General features: G+C 64.9%; 21 protein-coding genes. 2 read left to right on the top strand and 19 right to left on the bottom strand.

Features of this window, described 5'->3' with window-relative positions:
* Positions 1 to 4: 4 nt before the first annotated feature.
* The 19 genes from AC1DW9_RS00760 to AC1DW9_RS00850 all read right to left on the bottom strand — a co-directional run bounded on the left by AC1DW9_RS00760 (position 5) and on the right by AC1DW9_RS00850 (position 19,786).
* Positions 5 to 574 (bottom strand): glutathione peroxidase, encoded by a 570-nt coding sequence (locus tag AC1DW9_RS00760; protein WP_441505305.1) that lies wholly within the window; start codon positions 572 to 574, stop codon positions 5 to 7.
* A gap of 225 nt (positions 575 to 799) precedes the next feature.
* The gene (locus AC1DW9_RS00765) at positions 800 to 1,183 is read right to left on the bottom strand and encodes a response regulator (RefSeq protein ID WP_043233413.1); all 384 of its coding nucleotides are present in this window, start codon (positions 1,181 to 1,183) and stop codon (positions 800 to 802) included.
* Between the two features lie 10 nt (positions 1,184 to 1,193).
* Positions 1,194 to 2,309, bottom strand: coding sequence for a chemotaxis-specific protein-glutamate methyltransferase CheB (cheB, locus tag AC1DW9_RS00770; protein WP_441489355.1), 1,116 nt, complete (start codon positions 2,307 to 2,309; stop codon positions 1,194 to 1,196).
* The gene (locus AC1DW9_RS00775) at positions 2,306 to 2,902 is read right to left on the bottom strand and encodes a chemoreceptor glutamine deamidase CheD (protein ID WP_441489356.1); all 597 of its coding nucleotides are present in this window, start codon (positions 2,900 to 2,902) and stop codon (positions 2,306 to 2,308) included. Before AC1DW9_RS00775 ends, cheB begins: the two co-directional genes overlap by 4 nt.
* On the bottom strand, positions 2,899 to 3,747 hold the full coding sequence (locus AC1DW9_RS00780) for a CheR family methyltransferase (protein WP_441505304.1): 849 nt from the start codon (positions 3,745 to 3,747) through the stop codon (positions 2,899 to 2,901). The genes AC1DW9_RS00775 and AC1DW9_RS00780 overlap by 4 nt, the downstream gene beginning before the upstream one ends.
* 24 nt (positions 3,748 to 3,771) lie before the next feature.
* A complete protein-coding gene (locus AC1DW9_RS00785) occupies positions 3,772 to 5,772 on the bottom strand; it encodes a methyl-accepting chemotaxis protein (protein ID WP_441505303.1) in 2,001 nt (666 codons plus the stop codon).
* A 76-nt stretch (positions 5,773 to 5,848) separates the two neighbouring features.
* On the bottom strand, positions 5,849 to 6,358 hold the full coding sequence (locus AC1DW9_RS00790) for a chemotaxis protein CheW (protein WP_069882586.1): 510 nt from the start codon (positions 6,356 to 6,358) through the stop codon (positions 5,849 to 5,851).
* Between the two features lie 2 nt (positions 6,359 to 6,360).
* Complete coding sequence (locus tag AC1DW9_RS00795; RefSeq protein ID WP_441505302.1) at positions 6,361 to 8,667, bottom strand: chemotaxis protein CheA; 2,307 nt, start codon at positions 8,665 to 8,667, stop codon at positions 6,361 to 6,363.
* A 9-nt stretch (positions 8,668 to 8,676) separates the two neighbouring features.
* Positions 8,677 to 9,036, bottom strand: coding sequence for a response regulator (locus AC1DW9_RS00800; RefSeq protein ID WP_441476827.1), 360 nt, complete (start codon positions 9,034 to 9,036; stop codon positions 8,677 to 8,679).
* Between the two features lie 5 nt (positions 9,037 to 9,041).
* Positions 9,042 to 9,338: an STAS domain-containing protein gene (locus AC1DW9_RS00805; protein WP_441505301.1), complete on the bottom strand. Its 297-nt coding sequence runs from the start codon at positions 9,336 to 9,338 to the stop codon at positions 9,042 to 9,044.
* Between the two features lie 96 nt (positions 9,339 to 9,434).
* Positions 9,435 to 9,923, bottom strand: a complete 489-nt coding sequence (locus AC1DW9_RS00810) for a response regulator (RefSeq protein WP_162768079.1) — start codon at positions 9,921 to 9,923, stop codon at positions 9,435 to 9,437.
* Positions 9,924 to 9,999: 76 nt separating this feature from the next.
* On the bottom strand, positions 10,000 to 11,454 hold the full coding sequence (locus AC1DW9_RS00815; protein WP_441505300.1) for a methyl-accepting chemotaxis protein: 1,455 nt from the start codon (positions 11,452 to 11,454) through the stop codon (positions 10,000 to 10,002).
* Between the two features lie 107 nt (positions 11,455 to 11,561).
* Positions 11,562 to 12,530: an ABC transporter ATP-binding protein gene (locus AC1DW9_RS00820; protein WP_441489362.1), complete on the bottom strand. Its 969-nt coding sequence runs from the start codon at positions 12,528 to 12,530 to the stop codon at positions 11,562 to 11,564.
* The gene (locus tag AC1DW9_RS00825) at positions 12,523 to 13,500 is read right to left on the bottom strand and encodes an ABC transporter ATP-binding protein (RefSeq protein WP_201788703.1); all 978 of its coding nucleotides are present in this window, start codon (positions 13,498 to 13,500) and stop codon (positions 12,523 to 12,525) included. Before AC1DW9_RS00825 ends, AC1DW9_RS00820 begins: the two co-directional genes overlap by 8 nt.
* Positions 13,501 to 13,511: 11 nt before the next feature.
* Complete coding sequence (locus AC1DW9_RS00830) at positions 13,512 to 15,014, bottom strand: amidohydrolase family protein (RefSeq protein ID WP_441489363.1); 1,503 nt, start codon at positions 15,012 to 15,014, stop codon at positions 13,512 to 13,514.
* Positions 15,014 to 16,213, bottom strand: coding sequence for an amidohydrolase family protein (locus AC1DW9_RS00835; RefSeq protein ID WP_441505299.1), 1,200 nt, complete (start codon positions 16,211 to 16,213; stop codon positions 15,014 to 15,016). Before AC1DW9_RS00835 ends, AC1DW9_RS00830 begins: the two co-directional genes overlap by 1 nt.
* Before the next feature lie 21 nt (positions 16,214 to 16,234).
* A complete protein-coding gene (locus tag AC1DW9_RS00840; protein ID WP_441489365.1) occupies positions 16,235 to 17,170 on the bottom strand; it encodes an ABC transporter permease in 936 nt (311 codons plus the stop codon).
* Positions 17,160 to 18,152: an ABC transporter permease gene (locus AC1DW9_RS00845; protein ID WP_069879765.1), complete on the bottom strand. Its 993-nt coding sequence runs from the start codon at positions 18,150 to 18,152 to the stop codon at positions 17,160 to 17,162. Before AC1DW9_RS00845 ends, AC1DW9_RS00840 begins: the two co-directional genes overlap by 11 nt.
* A gap of 65 nt (positions 18,153 to 18,217) precedes the next feature.
* Entirely contained in the window at positions 18,218 to 19,786 is a 1,569-nt protein-coding gene (locus AC1DW9_RS00850; RefSeq protein ID WP_476855005.1) for an ABC transporter substrate-binding protein, read from the bottom strand.
* Positions 19,787 to 20,037: 251 nt separating this feature from the next.
* Between AC1DW9_RS00850 and AC1DW9_RS00855 the strand changes: the two genes are divergently transcribed.
* Together AC1DW9_RS00855 and AC1DW9_RS00860 are read left to right on the top strand one after the other, a co-directional pair.
* Complete coding sequence (locus tag AC1DW9_RS00855; protein ID WP_052513480.1) at positions 20,038 to 20,748, top strand: GntR family transcriptional regulator; 711 nt, start codon at positions 20,038 to 20,040, stop codon at positions 20,746 to 20,748.
* A complete protein-coding gene (locus AC1DW9_RS00860; protein WP_201788634.1) occupies positions 20,745 to 21,452 on the top strand; it encodes a flavin reductase family protein in 708 nt (235 codons plus the stop codon). Before AC1DW9_RS00855 ends, AC1DW9_RS00860 begins: the two co-directional genes overlap by 4 nt.
* Positions 21,453 to 21,522: the final 70 nt, after the last annotated feature.

Genomic DNA, 21,522 nt, shown 5'->3' on the forward strand with positions numbered 1-21,522 from the left:
GGGCTCAGGCGGCGTGCAGCTCCTGACCGATAGCCCGGATCAGCTGTGAGCCGACCGGGTCCGAGCTCGCGGGAAAGCCGCCTACGAGGCTGCCATCGCGCCCGACCAGATACTTATGGAAGTTCCAGGTCGGGACTTCGGCCGGCCGCCGTGTCGCCGCCCAGCGATAGAATGGATGGGCGTCCGGGCCGCGCACGCTCGATTTCGCGGCGAACGGGTAAGTCGCGCCATAGGTCTGGCGCGCTGCTTCCGCGATAGCCACGCCTTCCAGCGGCTCCTGCCCGCCGAAGTCATTGCACGGCACCGCCAGCAACATCAGGCCACGGCCGGAATAGCGTTGCCACAGCTGCTCAAGTGTTGCGAACTGCCCTGCGTAGCCGCAATTGGTAGCCGTGTTGACGATCAGGATCGGCTTGCCGCGATAGGCCGCCAGCGGAATATGGCCGCCCTCGAGCCGGGCGAACGCAAACTGGTAGGCGTCGGGTGCGCTCTGCATATCCGGCGATATGGCAAATGATGGGCTCGCAGCGAGCCCGCCGATCAGGCTCAACACGTCACGACGAAGCAGCGGCATGGCCTGCCCTCCCGCCAAACCTCATAATCCGGCGCAGATACTGGCGCAAATGAGAGCGCCCCGCAGCCATGATGGCCCGAGGCGCTGGATCACAATGGTGAGATTAGATCATCGGACAGGAAATCGTATCCGGTCCGATGATCTATCCCTTTATCTTTGCACCGGCTTTCCCGAAAACCGCAATCCACTTTTCGGGCCGATGCTTTAGCCTCGAGCCGCCTGCGCTCAGCAGGCGAGAACCTTCTTCACCCGCACCTCGAGATCGCGGAGCTCATAGGGTTTCACGACATAGTGGTCGGCGCCGTTGCTGGTCGCCTCGTCCATCTTGTCCACCGAGCGCTCGGAGGTCGCCATGATGATCTTGATCTGGTTGAGCTCCGGCACGGAACGGATCGCCCGCAGCAGATCGATGCCGCTCATTCCGTCCATGTTCCAGTCGAGCAAAAGCAGATCATAGCGCTTGGTCTGCATCTTCATCAGCGCTTCGCGCGCATTCTCCGCCTCATCGATGTCCTGGAACTCGATCTGCTTCAGGAAATAGGTGGCAAGACCGCGCATGCTCTTCTGGTCGTCGACCACGAGGATCCGGTAGTCACTTCTGGCTTTCATCACGCTCTCCTCACGCGGTGCGCTGATGCGGACGTTCTGCGATCAGGTGGCCGATAGCGGCGCCAATCTGGTCGAGTGCCACAACGCGATCAGCGGCCCCGATCTCGAATGCTGCTTTCGGCATCCCGTTTACCACACAGGTTTCGCCACTTTGAATTAACGTCTCGGCGCCGGCTTTGCGCATGGCTAACAAACCGTCTGCCCCGTCCCGGCCCATCCCGGTCAGCAGCACGCCTACCGCATGGGCACCCAGGCTGCGCGCCACCGAGTGGAACATGACATCGACCGATGGCGAATGACCGCTGACCAGCGGCCCTTCCTTCAGGACACAGACCAGTTCCCCACGGCGCTCCTCGATCTCGAGATGGCGCAGGCCACCTGGCGCGACGACCGCCATGCCAGGCTTCAGCTTGTCCCCGTCAGCCGCCTCGCGGACGTCAAGCCCGGTGGCCGCCGCCAGGCGTGCCGCGAATTTTGCCGTGTAGCCGGCGGGCATGTGCTGAACCACGACCATCGGGATGCGCAGATTGGCGAGGTCCCGCATCACCACCTGCACGGCCGGTACGCCGCCAGTCGAGGCGCCGATGGCGATCAACGACGTACGCCCACCGGGCGAGGCGGAAGCGCGCCCAGGTTCACGAACGGGAGCTGGCCTTGCCGGCGCGGCTTCGCGCGCCAGAGCGCGCGCGGCTGCAAGCATCTTTCGACTGGCCGAGGCGCGGTGAAGCGCAGCCACCAGATGCTTCATGAAGCCTTCGAGCGTATGCGTCGTGCCGTCCGGCTTCTCGATGAAGTCGATCGCCCCCAGTTCGAGCGCCTGGATGGTGTTGTCGGCGCCTGGGCCGCCGAAGGCTGAGACGATCAGCACCGGCAACGGATCCTGCTTCAGCACGCGCGCCAGCAATTTGAGGCCGTGCCGTCCCGGCAGTTCGAGATCGAGCGTCAGCAGGTCTGGCCGCAGCTCCTGGATCGCGTCCCAACCCTCCTCCGCGCTGCCGGCGACGCCGATCACCTTGAAGCCGGGGGCGGAGTCGATGATCTGCGTCATGAGCTTCTGCATCAGGACGGAATCGTCGACGACAAGGACAGTGACGGGTTTGGCCGATGGTGCTTGGTTCAGGGTCATGTGAAGATCTCGACATCACCTGCGACAGGCTGGGTCTTAAGTCGGTTGAGATAGGCCACTTCCTGCTCATGCTCGCTGCTGCGGACGCTCGGCTGCACATGCTGCACCCAGGCCCGTCCCGTGGAAGGCTGGTAGTGGATTCGCCGTGAGCGTGTGCCGCCGACATCCTTGGAGACGATGGGAATGCCTTCCCGGTTGAGGAAGTCGAGCACGAAGGCAATGTTGCCGTCGCCTATGGCGAGCATGGTCGCCCCCGACAGGACCCGTGCCCCGCCGAAGACCTTGGCTTCGAGATGATTTCGTTTGCCGCCGCGCTTGAGCAGGCCGTTGATGAGAACTTCCATCGCGGTGTCGCCATAACGCTCGCCGGCGCTGGCATCGTTGCCACTGTTGTTCTTCGGCAGCAGGAAATGGTTCAGCCCACCGACCCCTGCCTGCGGATCGCGCATGCAGACCGAGATGCACGAGCCCAGCACAGTCGCGACGATCTCGTCCTTCGCCGAGGTGATCTCGTGCTCACCTGGCGCGACCGTGATGATCGTCGCCTCGAAACGGGGGTCGAAATAGCGCCGAGAGGACCGCGTGATACTCATGGGGTTCTCTCGTAGATCGTGCGGCCGATCAGCCTGAGCTGCGGGTGAGGTTGCGGGAGCGACTCGGAATGACCGAGATAGAGGAAACCTCCCGGCGCAAGCAGATCGACGAAGCGGTCGAGGATCGTGGCCTTGGTCCGGGTATCGAAATAGATGAAGACGTTTCGGCAGAAAATGGCATCGAATGGGCCACGCATCGGCCAGTTTTCGATGAGATTGAGCCGCTTGAAGGCGATCAGCCGGCGCAGATCATCGCTGATCCGCGCCTCTCCACGCCCGACCTGCCCGTCCAGGCGCAGCAGCGGCCTGACATCGGCGGGCAGACGCTCGAACAGCTCCGCCGGATAGATGCCCGCTTCCGCCCGGTTGAGGATGTCCGTGTCGATATCAGTCGCCAGAATGCGGAAATCGAGATCGCTGCGTGAGCCGATGACGTCGCGCGAGACAGCCGCAATGCTGTAGGGCTCCTCGCCGGAGGAGCAGGCAGAGGACCAGATCCGGATACGCCCGCGCCGGCCGCCGCGTTCCTGAACCAGCCTCGGCAGCACATCGCGGCGCAAATGGTCGAAGTGATGCCGCTCGCGGAAGAAGGCGGTGTGGTTGGTGGTGACCGCGTTGATCAGCTCGGGGATCTCGTCCTGCGCGCCCGGCGTCTTCAGGAAGGCGCAGTACTCCGCGACCGAGCCCATTCCCAACGCCTTGACGCGTCGGGAAAGGCGACCGCGCGTCATCGCTTCCTTGTGTTCGCGGATGACGATGCCGGCATGCTCGTAGACGAGCTTCGATATGAAGCCCATGTCCTCACGCGTCAGCGTGGCTTCGGGAAGACCTTGAGGCGCGAGCATCACTGTGAACCTGACAACATCGAACTAGAACTCGGCCCAATCATCGACACGCCCATTGGCGATGCGGCGCGGCGCTGGACGGACCGCCGGGGCTTTCGTCAGTTCCGGCCGACGCGACTCCGGGCGGCGGACCGCCGGCGCGACACGCGCCTGCTCGACGAGCGCTGCAGCCGCAAGTCGCTGCAACCGGGCGGGCTCGGTCTGCGCAGCATGAACCGACGGCGCAGCGAACCCTTCCTCGATGCGGAAGACGGCAACAAGCTGTTTCAGCCTGTCGATTTCCGCCATCAGTTCATGTGCCGATGACGCACTCTGCTCCGCCAAAGCCGAGTTCTGCTGGGTCATCTCGTCCATATGGGCGACGGTCTGGCTCATCTCCTCGATGCCATGGGCCTGCTCGGCGGTCGCGGAAGAGATCTCCGCGACGGTCGCAGAGACCTTGCTCGCAGCGGCCACGATCCGCTCCAGAGCTTCACCGGTGCTGCGTACGAAGCGCACGCCCTCGCCGACCTGCTCGTTGGAGGTCGCGATGAGACCCTTGATATCCCGCGCAGCCTGAGCGGAACGCTGTGCCAGGGCGCGCACTTCGGAGGCCACAACGGCAAACCCCTTGCCCGCATCACCGGCCCGCGCAGCCTCGACCGCCGCATTGAGCGCCAGCAGATTGGTCTGGAAGGCAATACCGTCGATCACGGAGACGATCTCCGAGATGCGGACGGAGGACGTCTCGATCCGTTCGATCGCGCCAACCGCCTGGGACACGACAACCCTGCCGTCATTGGCCACATTCATGGCCTCTCCGGCCAGCTGGGTCGCCTCGCGGGAGCGGGCCGCGCTCTGCTTGACGGAGGCTGCCAGCTCCTCGGTCGTCGCGGCAGTTTCCTCCAGATTGCCGGCTGTCGCTTCAGTCCGCCTGGCAAGGTCGCCTGCGCCGGAATTGATCTCGCTCGCGGCTCGCGAAACATTGCCTGCCGTCAGTTGGATGGTCGAGACGGTCTGGCCGAGATGGGCGAGTGCTCCGTTCAGGCTGCGCTTCAGCTCTGCGAGGCGGCCGCGATAGTCCCCCTCCATGCGGTGGCTCAGGTCGCCCTCAGCCAGTCCACCGAGCACGCTCGAAAATTCGCCGACCGCGCCTTCGACCAGCGTATTGATCTGATTCAGGCCCTCGGCGATGCGAGCCATCGCCTCCGGCTTGCCCGCAAGCGGAATACGACGCGAGAAGTCGCCCTCGACGGCCGCCGAGACGACATCTGCAACCTCGTTGGCGGCGGCAAGTTCGTCGGTCAGTTCCAGCCATTCGACGGCGGTGCCGAGACGCTCGCCATTGGCATGCAGGACAGGGCTCAAAGACAGCGAAATAGTCCGCCGGCCGAGCGCATAGCGGATCGCGCGGGCCCCGCCGACATCATGCCGCCCGAACACGGCGTCGCCATAGACGGCATCCATGACCCGGCCAAGCATGTCCTTGGCCGAGCAGCCCGGGAAGGCCGTGCGAAAATCCTCCTGGGCCTCGGCAAAGAACTTCAGCAGCGACTTGTTGACGTAGACGACGCGGTTCTGCCGATCGCAGACCATGACATTGGTGCGGCAGTCATCGAGCGCGGCACGGATACGCGCAGCTTCGACCCCTGTCTCGTGAATGCTCTTCAGGGCGCGGGCAAGGTCGCCGATCTCGTCGCCGCGGGCGAGGCCCGGGATCGCGGCGTTCTCGCCCTGGGCCAACAGGCCGACCGCATCGCGCATCTCGACGATGGGCCGGTAGATCGAGCGCGCCGCAAACCAGCCGACGGCCGCGATCGCGACCAGCGAAACGGCGCTGATCCCCAGCATCTGCGGAATGGCCGATCGCACGGCACCGTCGATATCGGCGGCGCTCAGCCCGAGCTGCGCGAGGTCATTCAGCCGCCCCCAGGCGACATGATAGGCGGCGGCGCCGATGGCGCCGCCCGAAACGAAAGCCGCGCCGAGAAACATCAGCGGCAGCCGTACCGAGAGTCTCGAAAGGGAACCGGCGAAGCTGCCCATGTTCTTGTCGTGTCTTTCTTGGCGCGTTGGCCTTCCCCGGCTCAGTCATCTGGCGCGTTGCCGCGTCAGATGATGATCAAGCCGCCCGGGTGGTCCGAGCGAGAGGGGTTTCCGCCCCGCCTTCGCGGATCACGGCCGCGAGGTCGAGCAAGGCGACGATCTCGGTGTCGAGCAACACGAGGCCTTCGATCAGGCCATGCTCGTCACGCTCCAGATCCGGCGCCGGGCGAACCGCGCTGACCGGAACATCGACGATGTCGGAGACCGAGTCGACCAGCAGGCCGGCGGTCTTGTCCTCGACATCGACGACGACGATGACGTGGGTTGCCGTGGCATCGGTGACACCGAGGCCGATCGAGGTGCGCAGGTCGTAGACCGCGAGAATGACGCCGCGCAGATTGAGCACGCCGCGCACATGCGGAGCCGCATGCGGCAGGGGCGTGGTCACCTGCCAGCCCTTGATTTCACGAACCATGCCGACATCGATGCCGAAAGTCCGATCACCGACGCGGAAGGTAACGATACGACGCACGGCTGATTCAGGCTGCGCCGACGAGAAGTGCTTTTCGCCGAGTTGAAGGGTCATGATCATCCAGCCATTTTCAGTTCGGGAGCGGGTTGCCGGCTGCCGGTCGCGGCCAGCCTCAGCATCGAGTCGACATCGAGGATCAGGGCGACGAGGCCGTCGCCGAGGATGGTCGCGGCGGATGCGCCGTTGACCGCGCCGTAATTCGCCTCGAGGCTCTTCACGACGACCTGCTGCTGGCCGACGATCTCGTCGACCGCAATTCCGACATTACCGCCGCGCTCGGTTTCGGCGATGATGATGATGTTCTCGTCGCGCTGCCCGGACGAGCCCATCACGGCGCCGAGCCGGTAGAGCGGTGTGACCTCACCGCGCCAGCGCAGGACTTCCTGGCCGAAGGTGAGATGCTCGATCGGCGTATTGGCGAGGTGCTGGGTCTCGATCACACTCGCGATCGGGATGACGTAGCGATCGTCACCGCAGCGGATCACCATGCCCTCGAGCACGGCGAGCGTCAGCGGCAATGCCAGGGTGAACTTGCAACCGCGGCCGGGCTCGGAATCGACGCTGATGCGGCCGCCAAGCGACTCGACATTGCGCCGCACCACATCCATGCCGACGCCGCGGCCCGAGATGTCGCTGACGGCCTCCGCGGTCGAAAGCCCGGCGGCGAAGATCAACTGGTCGATCTCCTCGGGTGCAAGCTTTTCATCGGGGCCGACAAGACCACGCGAACGGGCCTTGCCCAGTAGCTTCTCGCGATTGATGCCGCGCCCGTCATCGGTGACGGAAATCACGATGCGCCCGGCCCGATGTTCGGCGGTGAGCTGGATCGTACCCTCCGGCCCCTTGCCTGCTGCCAGGCGTTCCTCCGGCGTCTCCAGGCCATGATCCATCGAATTGCGGATCATGTGAGTCAGCGGATCGGCAAGCTCTTCGATGATCGTCTTGTCGACCTCGGTGTTTTCGCCTTCGAGCACCAGGCGCACTTCCTTGCCCAGGGTCTGCGCAAGCTCGCGGACGAGGCGCGGCATGCGCTGGAACACGGCCTTCACCGGCTGCGCGCGCACGGCCATGACATGGTCCTGCAGCTCGCGTGTCTGGCGCGACAGCGTCAGGATGCCCTCGGCGGTCTTGGCATAGACGTCATAAGGCAGCGAGCGCACGCATTCGACCAGCATGGACTGGGTAATGACGATCTCGCCGACGAGATTCATCAGCTTGTCGATGCGGTCGAGATCGACACGAACGCTGACGGCCTGGCGTTGGCGGGCCGCAGGAGCATCATTGGCAGGAGCACGAAGCGCAGGACGCGGCACCGGCGGAGCCGCCGCCTCGACTGGGGCCGGCGCAGGAGCCGGCACAGGAACGGGTTCCGGCGCAGCGGCCGGAGCAGGCCCGAGCTTCGCCAGGATTGCCGAGAGATCGGCAGCAACCGACTGCGGCACCTCTGCTTCGACGGCAGCGACTGGCGCGAACGAGACCACATCGTCATTGGCCGGCTCGGGCATCGCCTCGATCTCGAACTCCTCGGTCGCGAGGGTGAAATCGAACTTGCCGTGCAGCTCTTCGACCGACAACTGCGTGCGCAGGTTCACGGCAAAGCGCATCCAGCAATCGGTGACGTCGAGTTCCTCCAGCGACGGCACGTGGCTCAGGTCGCAGGAGACGGAAACGATATCCTCCGGCGGCAGAGCCGCCAGCACGACGCGGGGTTCGATCACACGGCGGAAGAGGTCGCGATCCGGCGTGATGCGCAGGCACATCTCGCTGCCGGCCTTCACCGGCTCGGCCGGAGCGACGGCGGCAACTGGCTCGTCGTCCCAGCCGTCATCGATCGGCTTCACGGGCGCGGCGGACTTCGCCTCGACCATCGCAAGCAGATTGCCGAGCGCTGCGATACCCGGCGGGGCGTCGTCGCTCGCAGGCGCGGAGGCCGATGGCACTGGAGGTGCGGAAGCGGCAGCGGCAGGAGCTGCTGCGACGGGTTCGGCCTGCCCGACACGTTCCAGCGCCTCGAGCAGATCAGGACGCGGGCGGGCCGGTTCGTCATTGCGCGCCGCCGACACCAGATCGGCAACGGCATCCGAGCAGCGCAGGAACAGTCCGAAGGGAGCGTCCTCGATCGCGACACGCCCCGAACGCAAATGATCGAGCGAGGCCTCGAAGACATGGGCGAAGGCGACGAGCTCCGTGCAACCGAAGGCCCCTGCCCCGCCCTTGATCGAATGGATCGCGCGAAATGCGGCGTTGACGTCCTCGGGCTCGCGTGAGCCCTCATCAAGCGCCTGAAGCTTTTGCTCCAGAGCGCCGAGAAGCTCTTCGCATTCCTGGAAGAACGTTTGTTTGAGTTCCGCTAACGGATCCATCGGCCAGCCTTAGTTCTGATAGCGAGCAACGAGGCCGAGCAGGGTGTTGGGCTCGAACGGCTTGACCATCCAGGCGCTGGCACCGGCGCGCCGGCCCTCCGCCTTGATCTCGGCGCCGTTTTCCGTCGTCAACACGATGATCGGCGTATTCTGGCCGGCCGGTCGGGCACGGCAGGCGCGCGTGAACTCGATTCCGTCCATCAACGGCATGTTGAGGTCGGTGATCACCAGATCGGGCTGGAACTGGTCGAACTTGACGAGGCCGTCCTCGCCGTTCTCCGCTTCCGCCACCTCATGTCCGGCATTGCGAAGCGTCAGGCTGAGCAGACTGAGCAGGGTCTTCGTATCGTCGATGGCCAGGATTCGCATCGATATCACTCCAGGACGAGAGCGCTTTGGGCAGGATCGAAGCCGATCGCCTGCAGGGACTTGCGGCACTCTTCCGAGGCCGCCTTGAGAGTGACGCTGAGCCCCTTTGCCTGCGCACTGGTCGCGGCGGCATGGAGCAACTGAATCCAGAGGCTGGGCAGGGGGCCAGCTTCAGCGCATTCGACGGCGATGCTCTCCTTCTGCTCCAGCGCGACGAGCAGCTGATTGCGGAAGGCTGCCGCCTCGGAACGACCGAGAAAGGCTGGAAGCGAGACGGTGATGACCACGGCGGCGGGACCCATGATTGGCGGATGGAAGATCACGCCAGATTGGTAAAAATTTCGCTAATCGGCGGCACCCCGGCATCAACGCTTTGGGCGTTTCCGAGGCAGATGTGGTCAGAACATGGCATTGCTGATGGCACGCGGAACGAGCGAGATGCTGCCGTTCTGCTCCTTGTACTTGCGCGGGATGTTGATGATCCCGGACAGGTGCAGCCAGAGCGCGTTGGGCGAGATCGGCTTGGTGATGATCTCGTGCGCCCCGAGCTTGGCCGCCTGCACGACCGAGCGGCGGTCGGGGCGTTCCATCATCACCAGGACCGGAGCCTTGGCGAAGGGCGAAGTCTTGAACGAACGGATCGACGCCAGGCATTTGACACTGCCGGAATCGGGCAGGTCCCAGTCCAGGACCACGATGTTCGGCTGCTTCTGGATGAACATCGTTGCGGCCGAGGACAAATCCGGGGCCTCGAAGATGCGGTGGAGCGACGCCTGGTAGAGCATGGTCCGGACGATGCGCCGGTAATGCGCGCTGCTATCGATCAGCAGGACCGAGAGATTGGGAAAAGACGGCGCGATATGCATGACGCTGGACCGGACACTCACTCAACCCGACGCGCCATCCTGGCGCTACGCGTAGTCTTGCCTGCAGGAACGCTCACAGGCCGTTAATGCGGTCGCCTCAAACGCTGAGACCGAAGCGAATTCCGCCCCAATGGCGCCCCTTGACCCAGATCGGCGCGGAGAGGTCCTCCATGACGAGAAACTGGCCGCCGCCCATGTCGCGCCGATAGGTCTGCAGCAGGAAGGGTTTCTGGTTGCGGGCAGCCGCCAACCCGGTGCGATCCGCGAAGACGCGGCGGTTCCGGCAATTCGCGTTGTTCCAGATCGGATCCCGTCCCTGCGCCTGCGAGTACTTGCGGTTATGGGTCGGCAGAAAGCCGTTGCGATCGACGGCCGCGCAGAAAACGACGCGCTTGTCTGCGGCCAGCAGCCTTTCCTGGAGCGGCGGCAGCAGACGATCGGTCAACGCGACGAAACGCGTCATATGCTGCAGGGGGTCCGAGCCGCCGATCGGACGATAGGTCTCATCGAAGAGATCGGCCATCGTGACTTTGCCTTGTGCCACGGCGTCCTCGAAGAGGCCGGAAATGGCTTGCGCCGTCTCCATGGCGGTGGCGATCAGTTCCGATTGCGCGGTGCGCACGCCGGAAGCCGCAATCGAACCGAGGATCGCCTCGCTGATCGAGACGAGCGAAGCCGCCCGGCCCGACGCGAGATCGAGATTGCCGCTCGACTGGTCGACGCCGGCGACCAGCGCCTTGAGATCCTCGCCGACCTTGGCGAAGGCGATGGCATTCTCCCGCGTCGGATTCGAGATCGCATCGATATCGCCGATCAGCCCGACGACCGAGCGACCGAAAATGTCGAGTTCGCCGACCTGCCGGGATATTCCCCTGCTCTCCTCGCTCGCGCGGCGGGCGACCGCTGCATTCTCGAAACTGCGGCGGGCAAGCTGATCGACCGTTTCCACAAGCGCGTCGAGCTGTCGGGTGCTGAGTGCGGTCGCCTCACGCGTCTGCTCGGAGAGTTGCTTCACGGCCGCAGCGATGACCGCAAACCCGCGCCCCGCCGAACCACTCCGCGCCGCCTCGACACCGGCATTGATCGAGAGCAGTTGGATCTCGCGCGTGATCGTCTGGATGGCGTCGCTCGCCTCGCGAACCTTGTGGGCATTGGTGACGGCCTCGGCAAGCGCAGCCGAAATCGATTCGGCCCCCTGGCTCAGCGTCTCGATATCGCTCTGGGCAGCATTCAGCCCCTGCCGAACCGCTCCCGTGACCCGTTCCAGGCCACTCTTGACGACAGACGCCGCCTTCTGAGCGTCTTCCGCCGAACTCTGGATCGAGCGATTGGAGAGCGAAACCTGCTCGACGGACGCAACGACGCGGTGCAGCCCTTCGGCCTGGCCTTCGAGCTGTCGTGTGACATCGCCGATGCGGCCGGAAATATCCGTGATCTCGACCCCGAGCTTGCCGAAGCGCTCCGCGATCTCGCCAATGGCGCGGGCGGCCGCAGTCCCATTGAGCACATCCTCATTGGCCGTCTCCGGCAGCTTGAGCGCCTGTGCTTGCATGGCGAGATGTATCCGCGACCAGAGGAAGCCTCGCTTACCCTAGGCAAAACACGGTAAATCGCGCGTTAACGGCCAGTTCGGCCGTTAACCATCCCTCCGCGTACCGATCACGCTCTGTCGCAGGCGAGGCGGACATCGCCGAAATCGCGCAGCGGGGGGCGTTGCTGCGAACAGCGCTCGACGGCACTCGCACAGCGCGGGTGAAACGCGCAGCCGCTCGGCGGCGCAATCGGGCTCGGCACCTCGCCCGACATCGGCTTGCGCTCCCGGTTCGGTCTCTCGACATCGGGAATCGTCTCGAGCAGCAGCCGCGTATAGGGATGGCGCGGCAGGTTGAAGACCTCATCGGCGGGGCCGGCCTCGACGAAGCGGCCGAGATACATGATCGCCAGATGGTCGGACATGTGCCGAACCACCGAGAGATTATGGCTGATGAAGAGATAGGTCAGGCCGAACTCGGCCTGCAGCCTCACCATGAGATTGAGGATCTGTGCCTGCACGGAGACGTCGAGTGCCGAGGTCGGCTCGTCGCAGACCAGGAAATCGGCCTCGGTCGCCAGTGCACGGGCGATCGAGATGCGCTGCCGCTGCCCGCCAGAGAATTCATGCGGGAAGCGCCGGGCGTCGGCGCGGGACAGACCGACGATCTCGAGCAGATCGCCGACGCGTTCCGTCGCCTCGGCGTCATCGCGGCGCAGCTTCAGCTCGCGGATCGGCTCGGCGATGATGTCGCCGACCCGCCAGCGCGGATTCAGGCTGGCGTAGGGATCCTGGAAGATCATCTGAACGCGTGGCGGACCGAAGCTGCCATCGAGGCGGCGGATATCGGCGAAGCGCAAGCTGCCCTCGGTCGGGCGCTGCAGCCCGACGATCATCCGTGCCAGCGTCGACTTCCCGCAGCCGGACTCGCCGACGATGCTGAAAGTGGTGCCACGCTGGACCGTGAAGGAGATATCCTCGACCGCCCTCAACACACGGCGCGGCTCATGCGAAGCCAGACGGGACAGCCAGGGCGCCGAGACGTCGAAGCGGCACGACGCCGCCTTCACCTCGAGAATGGTTTCGGTTTCAGCCATGAACCAGCTCGCGCAAGGGGAAATGGCAGGCGGCGATATGGAGCCCCGCGCCCAGCGAAGGCCGCTCGTCGCGGCAGCGGTCGCGGCAAGAACCGCACCGCGGATTGAAGGCGCAGCCCTTCGGTATGGCGTTCAGTCGCGGCATGGCGCCGTCGATCTGGTTGAGATGGCGATGGCGCTCATGCACGCTCGGGATCGAAGCCATCAGCCCGGCCGTATAGGGATGGCTGGGGTGGCGCGTCACATCCTTCACAGGGCCGACCTCGACGACCCGTCCGGCATACATCACCGCGACCCTGTCTGCCGTCTCGGCGATCACGCCCATGTCATGTGTCACCAGCATGATCGCTGTGCCATGCTCGCGGCAGAGCCGCTTGAGCAGGCTCATGATCTGCGCCTGGATCGAAACGTCGAGCGCCGTCGTCGGCTCGTCCGCGATGATCAGCTTGGGTTCGGCGCAGAGAGCCAGCGCGATCACCACACGCTGGCGCATGCCGCCCGAGAACTGATGCGGATAATGGTCGATCCGCGTTTCGGCGGCGGGAATGCCGACTTCCTTGAGAAGGTGGAGCGCCCGTGCCCGCGCCTCGCCACGGCTGACCGGCAGATGCGCCAGGATCGTCTCGACGATCTGATCCCCAACCCGGAGCAGTGGATGGAGCGAGGTCAGCGGATCCTGGAAGATCGCGCCGATCTCCTTGCCCCGCACCAGGCGCATCGCCTCAGCTGGGAGATTGTCGATGCGCCGGCCGTTGAGATGGATGCTGCCGCCTGCAACCCGGCCGGGCGGATCGAGCAGGCCGATCACCGCCGTACCGGTCAGGGATTTGCCCGCCCCCGACTCGCCGACAACGCCAAGGATCTCGCCTGGCGCGATCTCGAGCGAAACGCCGTCGAGCGCCGTCAGCGGGCCATGTCGGCCGTCGAAGACGACCTTGAGGTCCCGCACCGAGAGCAGCGACTGGGGCACGGCCATGGCGGTCATGTTCTCTCCTCCCCACGTTCGACCGGATAGCTTGACGAGAAGATCTCGGAAGCCGGCGGGTGGCCATGTGTCCGGCGCGGGTACTGCGCCATCACGCCTTCGAACTGTTTCTGCGCGCGCCGCTTGTCCGCAGCTTCGTCGACGCCCGGGATCTCGCGGTCCTCCATGACGAAGCGGCCGTCGATGATCACCGTCGCGAAGTCGCGGCCGTGTCCGGCGAGCAGCATGGTCTGGATCGGATCGATGACCTGGCCGAGATGTGGCCGGTCGAGATCGAAGACCGTGATATCGGCCCGTGCGCCGGGCTGGAGCCTGCCGAGATCCGGGCGGCCAAGCGCATCGGCACCGCCAATGGTCGCCGCGTCGTAATAGTCCTCGCTGCGCACGCTGGCCGAGCTGCCCGCCATGGTGCGGGCGAGGATCATGCCGACCTGCATGTTCATGATCATGTCCGGTGGGCTGGTATCGGTGCCGAGGCCGAGATTCAGGCCCATCTCGCGATAGCGGCCGAAATGATCGATGGCATTGCCGTGGCGTCCGGAAACCAGAGGACAGTGCACGATGGTCGAACCGGCATCGCGGATGATCTCGAGATCGCGGCCAGGCCGGGAAATGTGCCTGCTGCCGGAGACATAGGTTCCGTGAGGCAGGAGCGTCCGCTCGGTCAGAAAGCCGAGCTTCTCCAGCCATTCCGGCGGGCTCATGCCGTGCTGCGCCAGCACGAGATCGTACTCGATCTTCGACTGGCAGCAGTGCAGCCGCACCGGCACGCCAAGCGTCCGGCCGGCCTCCGTCGTGCGCCGAAGCAGTTCGGCAGTCGAGGTCTCGATCCGGTCCGGCGCGAGCATGGTGCGGACGAGTCCGCCGGCGGCGCCCTCAAAGCGCTCGCAGAAGGCGATCGCCTCCGCGAGCTCGGCAAGGCCGCGAGGCTCGTCATAAGCCGTCGTGATCCTGCCATCGGCCTCGACCACCTGGTTCCCGGTGCGGTAGGCCGGGCCGAGATAGGCGCGCAGGCCGAGTTTCGCCGCGGCTTCTGCCGCATCGGAGAACTCTTCCGGCGTCTCGCCCCATTGCCGGTAGAACAGCGAGGCGATCGGCAGCGCCGTGGTGATGCCATTGCGGATCAACGTCGCGAAGGCATGATGCTTCTGGAAGGCAAGCTCCTCCCGCGAATACATCTCGACCGGGCCGGCCTCGATATAGGAACGCGGCCAGACACGCCCCTTCTTCCAGGCCGGTTGGTTGTCATAGGCGAGGATGGTGGTGTCGAGATCGGAAAGCGCGTCGAGATCGACGAAGCCGGGTCCGATCAGCGCGTTGCCGTAATCGATCCGGCGCATGACCTCGCCGGGGAAGCGATGGCCGATGAAGACCACTTCGCCATTCTCGAAGACGATCTCGCCATTCTCGATGAGCCGATGCCGGCCGTCGCGGTGGCCCACGAGCCAGCGCGCGGTCAGCAGGACCCTGCCCTTGGGGTGCGGCGCGGCCTGCAGCATCAGGGTGCGCTCTTGATCGAGACGCCGTCGCGCGCGACGATCTTGCCGCCCTTGACGACGCGACGCTTCGGCGAGCGGGTCACGATCGCCTCGGCCAGCGTCTCGCCGGGCACGAGCACGAGATCGGCCCGACAGCCCTGGCTCAGCCCGTAGCCGTCGAGTTCCATCACCTTGGCACCCTCGATGGTGCAGACATCGAGCGCGATCCGGAGTTCATCGTCGCGCCGGAAGTTGTTGCGCAGGCCGACGAACATGGCGCGCTCCAGCATGTCGGCATTGCCATACGGCCCCCAGGTGTCGCGGATGCCGTCTGAGCCGGAGCAGACCCGGATGCCGGCCTCGATCAGCCGCTTCACCGGCGGGGCCGGCCTGCTCGCCGGCGCCGTCGTCATGATGGCAATGTCGAGCTCGGCGAGCTGGGCGATCAGCGGATCGATGAGCGCCGGGTCCGGCGTGCCGAGGCAGAAGGCATGGCTGATCGTGACCTTGCCCTTCATGCCGAGTGCCCGTGTACGCTCGATGATCATGTCCATCGAGAAGGCGCCGACCTCACCCGGCTCATGCAGGTGGATGTCGAGCGGCTTGCCGTAGCGCTGGCAGAGCGCAAACACGGCGTCGAGATGGCCCTTGGGATCACGGTCGATCGTGCAGGGATCGAGGCCGCCGACCACTTCCGCGCCGAGCTTCATGGCCTCGTCCATCAGCTCCAGCGTGCCGGGCCGGCGCAGCATGCCGGACTGCGGGAAGGCGACGATCTCGACGTCGATGATGTCGCGATAATAGTCGCGCATCTTCATCACGCCCTCGACGCCCCACATGCCGTGGTCGGTATCGATGTCGATATGGCTGCGGATATGGGTCGAGCCCATCAGCGAGGACTGGATGCTCTGGCGGGCCGATTGCTGATAGGGATCGATGCCGAGCCGACGCTTGTTCAGGCGCTCATTGTCGATCTTGTCGAGAAGTCTCGGGCCAACTTCGTTCTTGTACCAGGGCAGGCCCCAGAGGCTCTTGTCGAGATGGGTGTGAGCCTCGACCAGGCCGGGCAGCAGGATCTCGTTGCGGCCATCCTCGACCACGACACCGGCCGGCGCGGCAAGCCCGGTCCCGAGGCGGGCAATCCGCCCCTTCTCGATCAGGATATCGGTCGCCTCGCCGCCAAGCGGGCGAATATTGCGCAGCAGAAGATCGGTAGCCATCGTTTCCTCGTCAGTTTCTTGTCAGCGGAGTTTCGGATTCAGCGCATCGCGTAGCCAGTCGCCGAGCAGGTTGACCGAGAGCACGATCAGCCCGAGCTGCAGTGACGGGAAGACGACCAGCCACCAGGAGCCGGAGAACAGGTACTGGTTGCCGATGCGGATCAGCGTGCCGAGCGAAGGCTGGGTGATCGGCATCCCGACGCCCAGGAAGGACAGGGTCGCTTCCGACAGGATTGCCAGACCGAGATTGAGCGTCGCGGCGACCATCACCGGCGTCAGGGTGTTTGGCAGGATGTGGCGGCGCATGATTCGCGCCGGCGCGACCTTGATGATGCGCGCAGCGAGCACGTATTCCTTGCGCCGTTCGACCATGGTGGAGGCGCGCACGGTGCGCGCATACTGCACCCAGTTGGTCAGCGAGATCGAGACCACCAGCACCACCGCAGCGAAAGGCTCACGCAGGCCGGGTGGCAGCAACTCGCGGAAGATAGCGCTGACCAGGATCGCCATCAGCAGGGTCGGGATCGAGAGAACGGTGTCGCCGAGGCGCATCAGGAGGTTGTCGATGCGGCCGCCATAGAAGCCCGAGACCAGCCCGACCGTAACGCCGAGCCCCATCGAGACGATCACCGCCGCGATGCCGATCAGCAGCGAGACGCGCGTGCCGTACAGAATGGCCGACAACACATCGCGTCCCTGCGGGTCCGTGCCAAGCAGAAACGGCCACTCCCCGCCGGCCTGCCAGATCGGCGGGATCTCGGCCTTGTCGATGAAGACCTGAGCGAGATCATGCGGGTTCTGCGGCGCGATCAGGGGCGCGAGAAACGCGGTCGCGATCAGCAGCACCAGCACCAGCGTCGAAAGCCAGGCCGCGGGAGTGCGGCAGAAGCTCCAGCCGATATCGCTGTCGAGGAAGCGGCGCAGGCGGCCGGGCTTGGCAGTGGCATCAACGGGCATTGGCGGCTCCCGAAATCGCATCTTCGCGCAGCCTCGGATCGACATAGGCGTAGAGCAGGTCGACCAGCGCGTTCAGTGACACGAAGATGAAGGAGACGACGATCAGATAGGCCGCCATCACCGGGATATCGACGAAGGTCACGGCCTGGACGAAGAGCATGCCCATGCCCGGCCATTGGAAGACGGTTTCGGTCACCAGCGCGAAGGCGATCAGGTTGCCGATCTGCAGACCGGTCACCGTGATCACCGGCATCAGGCAGTTGCGCAGCGCATGGCGGAAATTCACCGCGCGAGCCGGCAGGCCCCGCGCCCGGGCGAAGCGGATGAAATCGGTGCGCATCGTCTCCAGCATCTCGGCCCGCACCAGCCGCATCACCAGCGTGATCTGGAAGAGCGAGAGCGTGATGCCCGGCAGGATCAGCGCCCGCCGGCCGGACGGCGTCAGGAAACCTGTGCTCCACCAGCCGATCTGCACCACCTCGCCGCGGCCGAAGGCCGGCAGCCATTGCAGCGTCACCGAGAAGAGCAGGATGAACAGGATGCCGAGCGCAAAGCTTGGCAGGGAGACGCCGAGCACAGAGACGAATTGCAGCGACTTGGCGAGCAGGCTGTCACGTCTGATCGCCGTGTAGACGCCGAGCGGAATCCCGACTGCGAGCGACAGGAAGGTCGCCACCAGCACCAGTTCGAAAGTGGCCGGGAAGCGCTCCGTGATCAGCGTGAAAACATCCTGCTGATTGCGATAGGAGATGCCGAAATCGCCGCGCGCCGCGTTGCCGACAAAGGTCGCAAATTGCAGGACGAAGCCCCGGTCGAGACCGAGCCGCACGCGCAACTCGTCGCGCTGCGCCTGGCTCGCCTGCTCGTTCAGCATCAGCTCGACGGGGTCGCCGACGAAGCGAAAGATCAGGAAGGCGAGGAAGGCGACGGCGAGCATCACGCCAGCCGCGTTCAGCAGTCGTTTCAGCAGGAAAGCCGGCATCGTCCCCTCCGGTCACAATGGGCCGGGAGCGCCTAAACGCTCCCGGTCGGTCGATGCGGTTCAGCTTACTTCAGCATCGTCAGCCACAGGCGCGGCTTGTTGTCGGAGGCCTGCACGGTCGAGGTCACCGTGTTGCGCATCGCCCACGCCATCGGCTGCTGATGCAGCGGAATGAAGAGATGCTCTGCCTTGGCGATCTTGAGCGCCTCCATCATCATCGGGATGCGCTTGCTGTTGTCGAGTTCGACGCCGGCCTTGTCGATCAGCGCATCGATGCGCGGATCGCCCCAGTTGCCCCAGTTGAACACGCCGCCCGTGCCGCTCTTCGAGCGCAGCACCTGCACCAGCAGCGAGTAGGCGTCGATCATAGGCTCATTGGCCCAGCCAAAGGAGATCACGTCGAAATCGCCCTTGACGCGTTTCGGTGTCTGCTGGCTGCGCGGGGCGAGGCTGAGATTGGGCTTCAGGCCGGCGCGCGACCACATCGAAGCGACCGCCTGGCAGAACTCCTCCTCGTTGACCAGGCTGTCGGCCTGACAATTGAACTGGAAGGAGAAGCCGTTGGGATAACCGGCGGCCGCCAGCAGCTTCTTGGCCCCCTCGAGATCGAAGGGCAGGCGCACATCCTGGGACGGCTCGTAGCCTGGGATCGCCGGAGCGACCAGCGCGCCGGTATTGCGCGAGAGGCCGCGCATGRCCCGCTTCTGGACGGCATCGATGTCGATCGCGCGATAGAGCGCCTCACGGACCCGGATATCCTTGAAGGGGTTCTTGTCCTTCACATCGCTCTCGAACAGCGCATCCTTCAGATTGAGGGCGAAGAAGACCGAGCGCAGCTCGTTGGTCTGCAGGACCTTGACGTCGGGCGAAGCCGCGAGCCGCGGCAGATCCTGCAAGGGCGCGACATTGGTGAAGTCGATCTCGCCGGAGAGCAACGCGGCGACACGGGTCGAGGCCGAGGTGATCGGCGTGAACTCGATGACGTCGATATTGTGCTGCGGCTTGTCCCACCAGGTCGGGTTCTTGATGAAGATCGTCTTGGCGTCGGCGCGGCGGCTTTCGACCTTGAACGGGCCGGTGCCGTTGGTGTTGTCGGTTGCGTAGCCCTTGATACCCTTGCCGGAATCGGTCGGGAGCGAGGTGTTGTTCGCCTCCATCCACTCCTTGTCGAAGATGAAGATGTTGGTGAGGTCGTTCAGCAGCAGCGGATACGGGCCGTTGACCTCGATCTCGACGGTATAGTCGTCGATCTTCTTGGCGCTCTTGTAGGCCGGCAGATTACCCTTGAGCGGCGAGGTGTCATGCGTGACGCGGTCGAGCGAGGCGATCACGTCGTCAGCGGTGAAGGGGTTGCCATTGTGGAACTTCACACCCTGACGCAGCTTGAAGCGCCAGACCGTGGGGGAGACCGTCTCCCATGATTCCGCCAGGGCCGGCTCGATCTTGAGATCGCCGGTGTAGCGCACCAGCCCCTCATAGACATGATTGAGCACGGAGAGCGTGAACGTCTCGCCGTAGGAATAGGGGTCGAGCGAGGCGATCTCGCGCGACGCGCCCCATTTCAGGGTCTTCGCCTCAGCCGCGCCGTTCAGCGCCAGAGCCGCGACAGCCGCCAACAACCAGTGCTTCTTCATCGATCTCTCCTCTCGATGAACCTGCGGCGCATCTTTGGCGCTCGGTCAGGCTCGGTGCCCCTCGTGAATGCCCAATCCCGCGCCACCCTGGCACTTTGTGCAGCATCTCGTGCGCAATCAACAATCAATATTGCATACGATAGAGATATCGTATTGTATACGATTATCGCAGACAAGGGGAAACTGGAGTGGAGCGGGATCCCGTGACATGGAGTGAGGCTGAGACGGCCGAGCCAGAGCGGAGACGCACCATGCCGACGGAACCCCGCCCTCATGGATTGCGTGCGCAATCCGTGTACAAGGCGCTGCGACGCGCGATCATCGAGCAGGCGTTGCGGCCTGGCATGAAGCTTCCCGAAGACTCGATCGGCGAACAGCTCGGTGTCAGCCGTACGCTGGTGCGCGAGGCCTTCGGGCGGCTCGCCGTCGAGGGCCTGGTCGAGCTCAAGCCCAATCGCGGCGCCTCGGTCGCCTATCCCACCCTGGAAGAAGCCCGCGACGTCTTCGACGTCCGCCGCAGCCTTGAACGGTTGGTCGCCGAGACCCTTGCCGGCCGGCTCACTCCGGCGCAGATCACCGAACTTGAGCACCATGTCCGGCAGGAGGAAGCCGCACATGGACAGGACGGGCCGGAATCAATCCGGCTCTCTGGCGATTTCCACATCCGGCTCGCCGAGATGACCGGGAACGTCCTGCTGCTGCGCTATATCCAGGAGCTGAGCTCGCGCTGCTCGCTGGTTCTGGCGATCTACGGCCGTCCGCATTCGTCGGAATGCGCCGTCTCGGAGCACAGGCAGCTGATCGAGGCGCTGAAGCGCGGCGATGCGAAGCAGGCCGCCGAGCTGATGGATCATCATCTGCAGGCCGTGGTCACGCGCGCCCTGCTCACTCCCCGGGCGGAGCGCGACATCCGCGACCTGCTCGCCCCCTACGCATTGAGCGAAGGACTGACTCCCCCATGACCGCTCAGCCGCGCGTCCAGCCCAAGTCCGACACCCAGCCCTCGATCGTCACCTTCGATTTCGCGTCGCTCACGCCACGCGAGCGCTACAAGCTCCTGATCGGCGCGGTCGTGCCACGCCCGATCGCGCTGGTGACGACGGTCGATGCGCAGGGCGTCGTCAACGCCGCGCCGTTCAGCTTCTTCAACTGCCTTTCGGCCGATCCCGCGATCCTGGCCCTTGGCGTCGAGTATCGCCCGACAGGGGGCCAGAAGGATACCGGTCGCAATGTCCGCGATACCCTCGCCTTCACCGTGAACATCGTCTCTGACGCGCTCATTGCCGGCATGAATGTCTGCGCGGTGCCTTTTGCGCCGGGCATCGACGAATTGCGCGAAGCGGGGCTCGATGCCCTGCCGGGCGTCAAAGTGCCCTGCCCCTGGATCGGTCAGGCACCCGCCGCCTTCGAATGTCGCCACCACACCACGCTCGGCATCGGCAACTCCCGAGAGATCATCCTCGGCGAAGTCGTCTACGCCCATTTCCGGGCCGACATCGTCGACGAACGGCTCCATGTCGACCCGGTCGGGCTCGACGCCATCGGCCGAATGGGCGGTCATGGCTATGCCACGACCCGCGACTATTTCGACCTGCCCACGATGTCGGTCGACACCTGGACCCAGCGCCCGGAAGAGGCGAACCGGCGCACGTCGCTGAAGGACTGAACGTCCGATTGCAGGCTTGCGGAACGATCCGCTGAAGTGGAGGTTGGACAAGGCGCCGGCCCGGGCGCGG

The organism is Allobosea sp. P4_E12 (genome assembly GCF_056401655.1).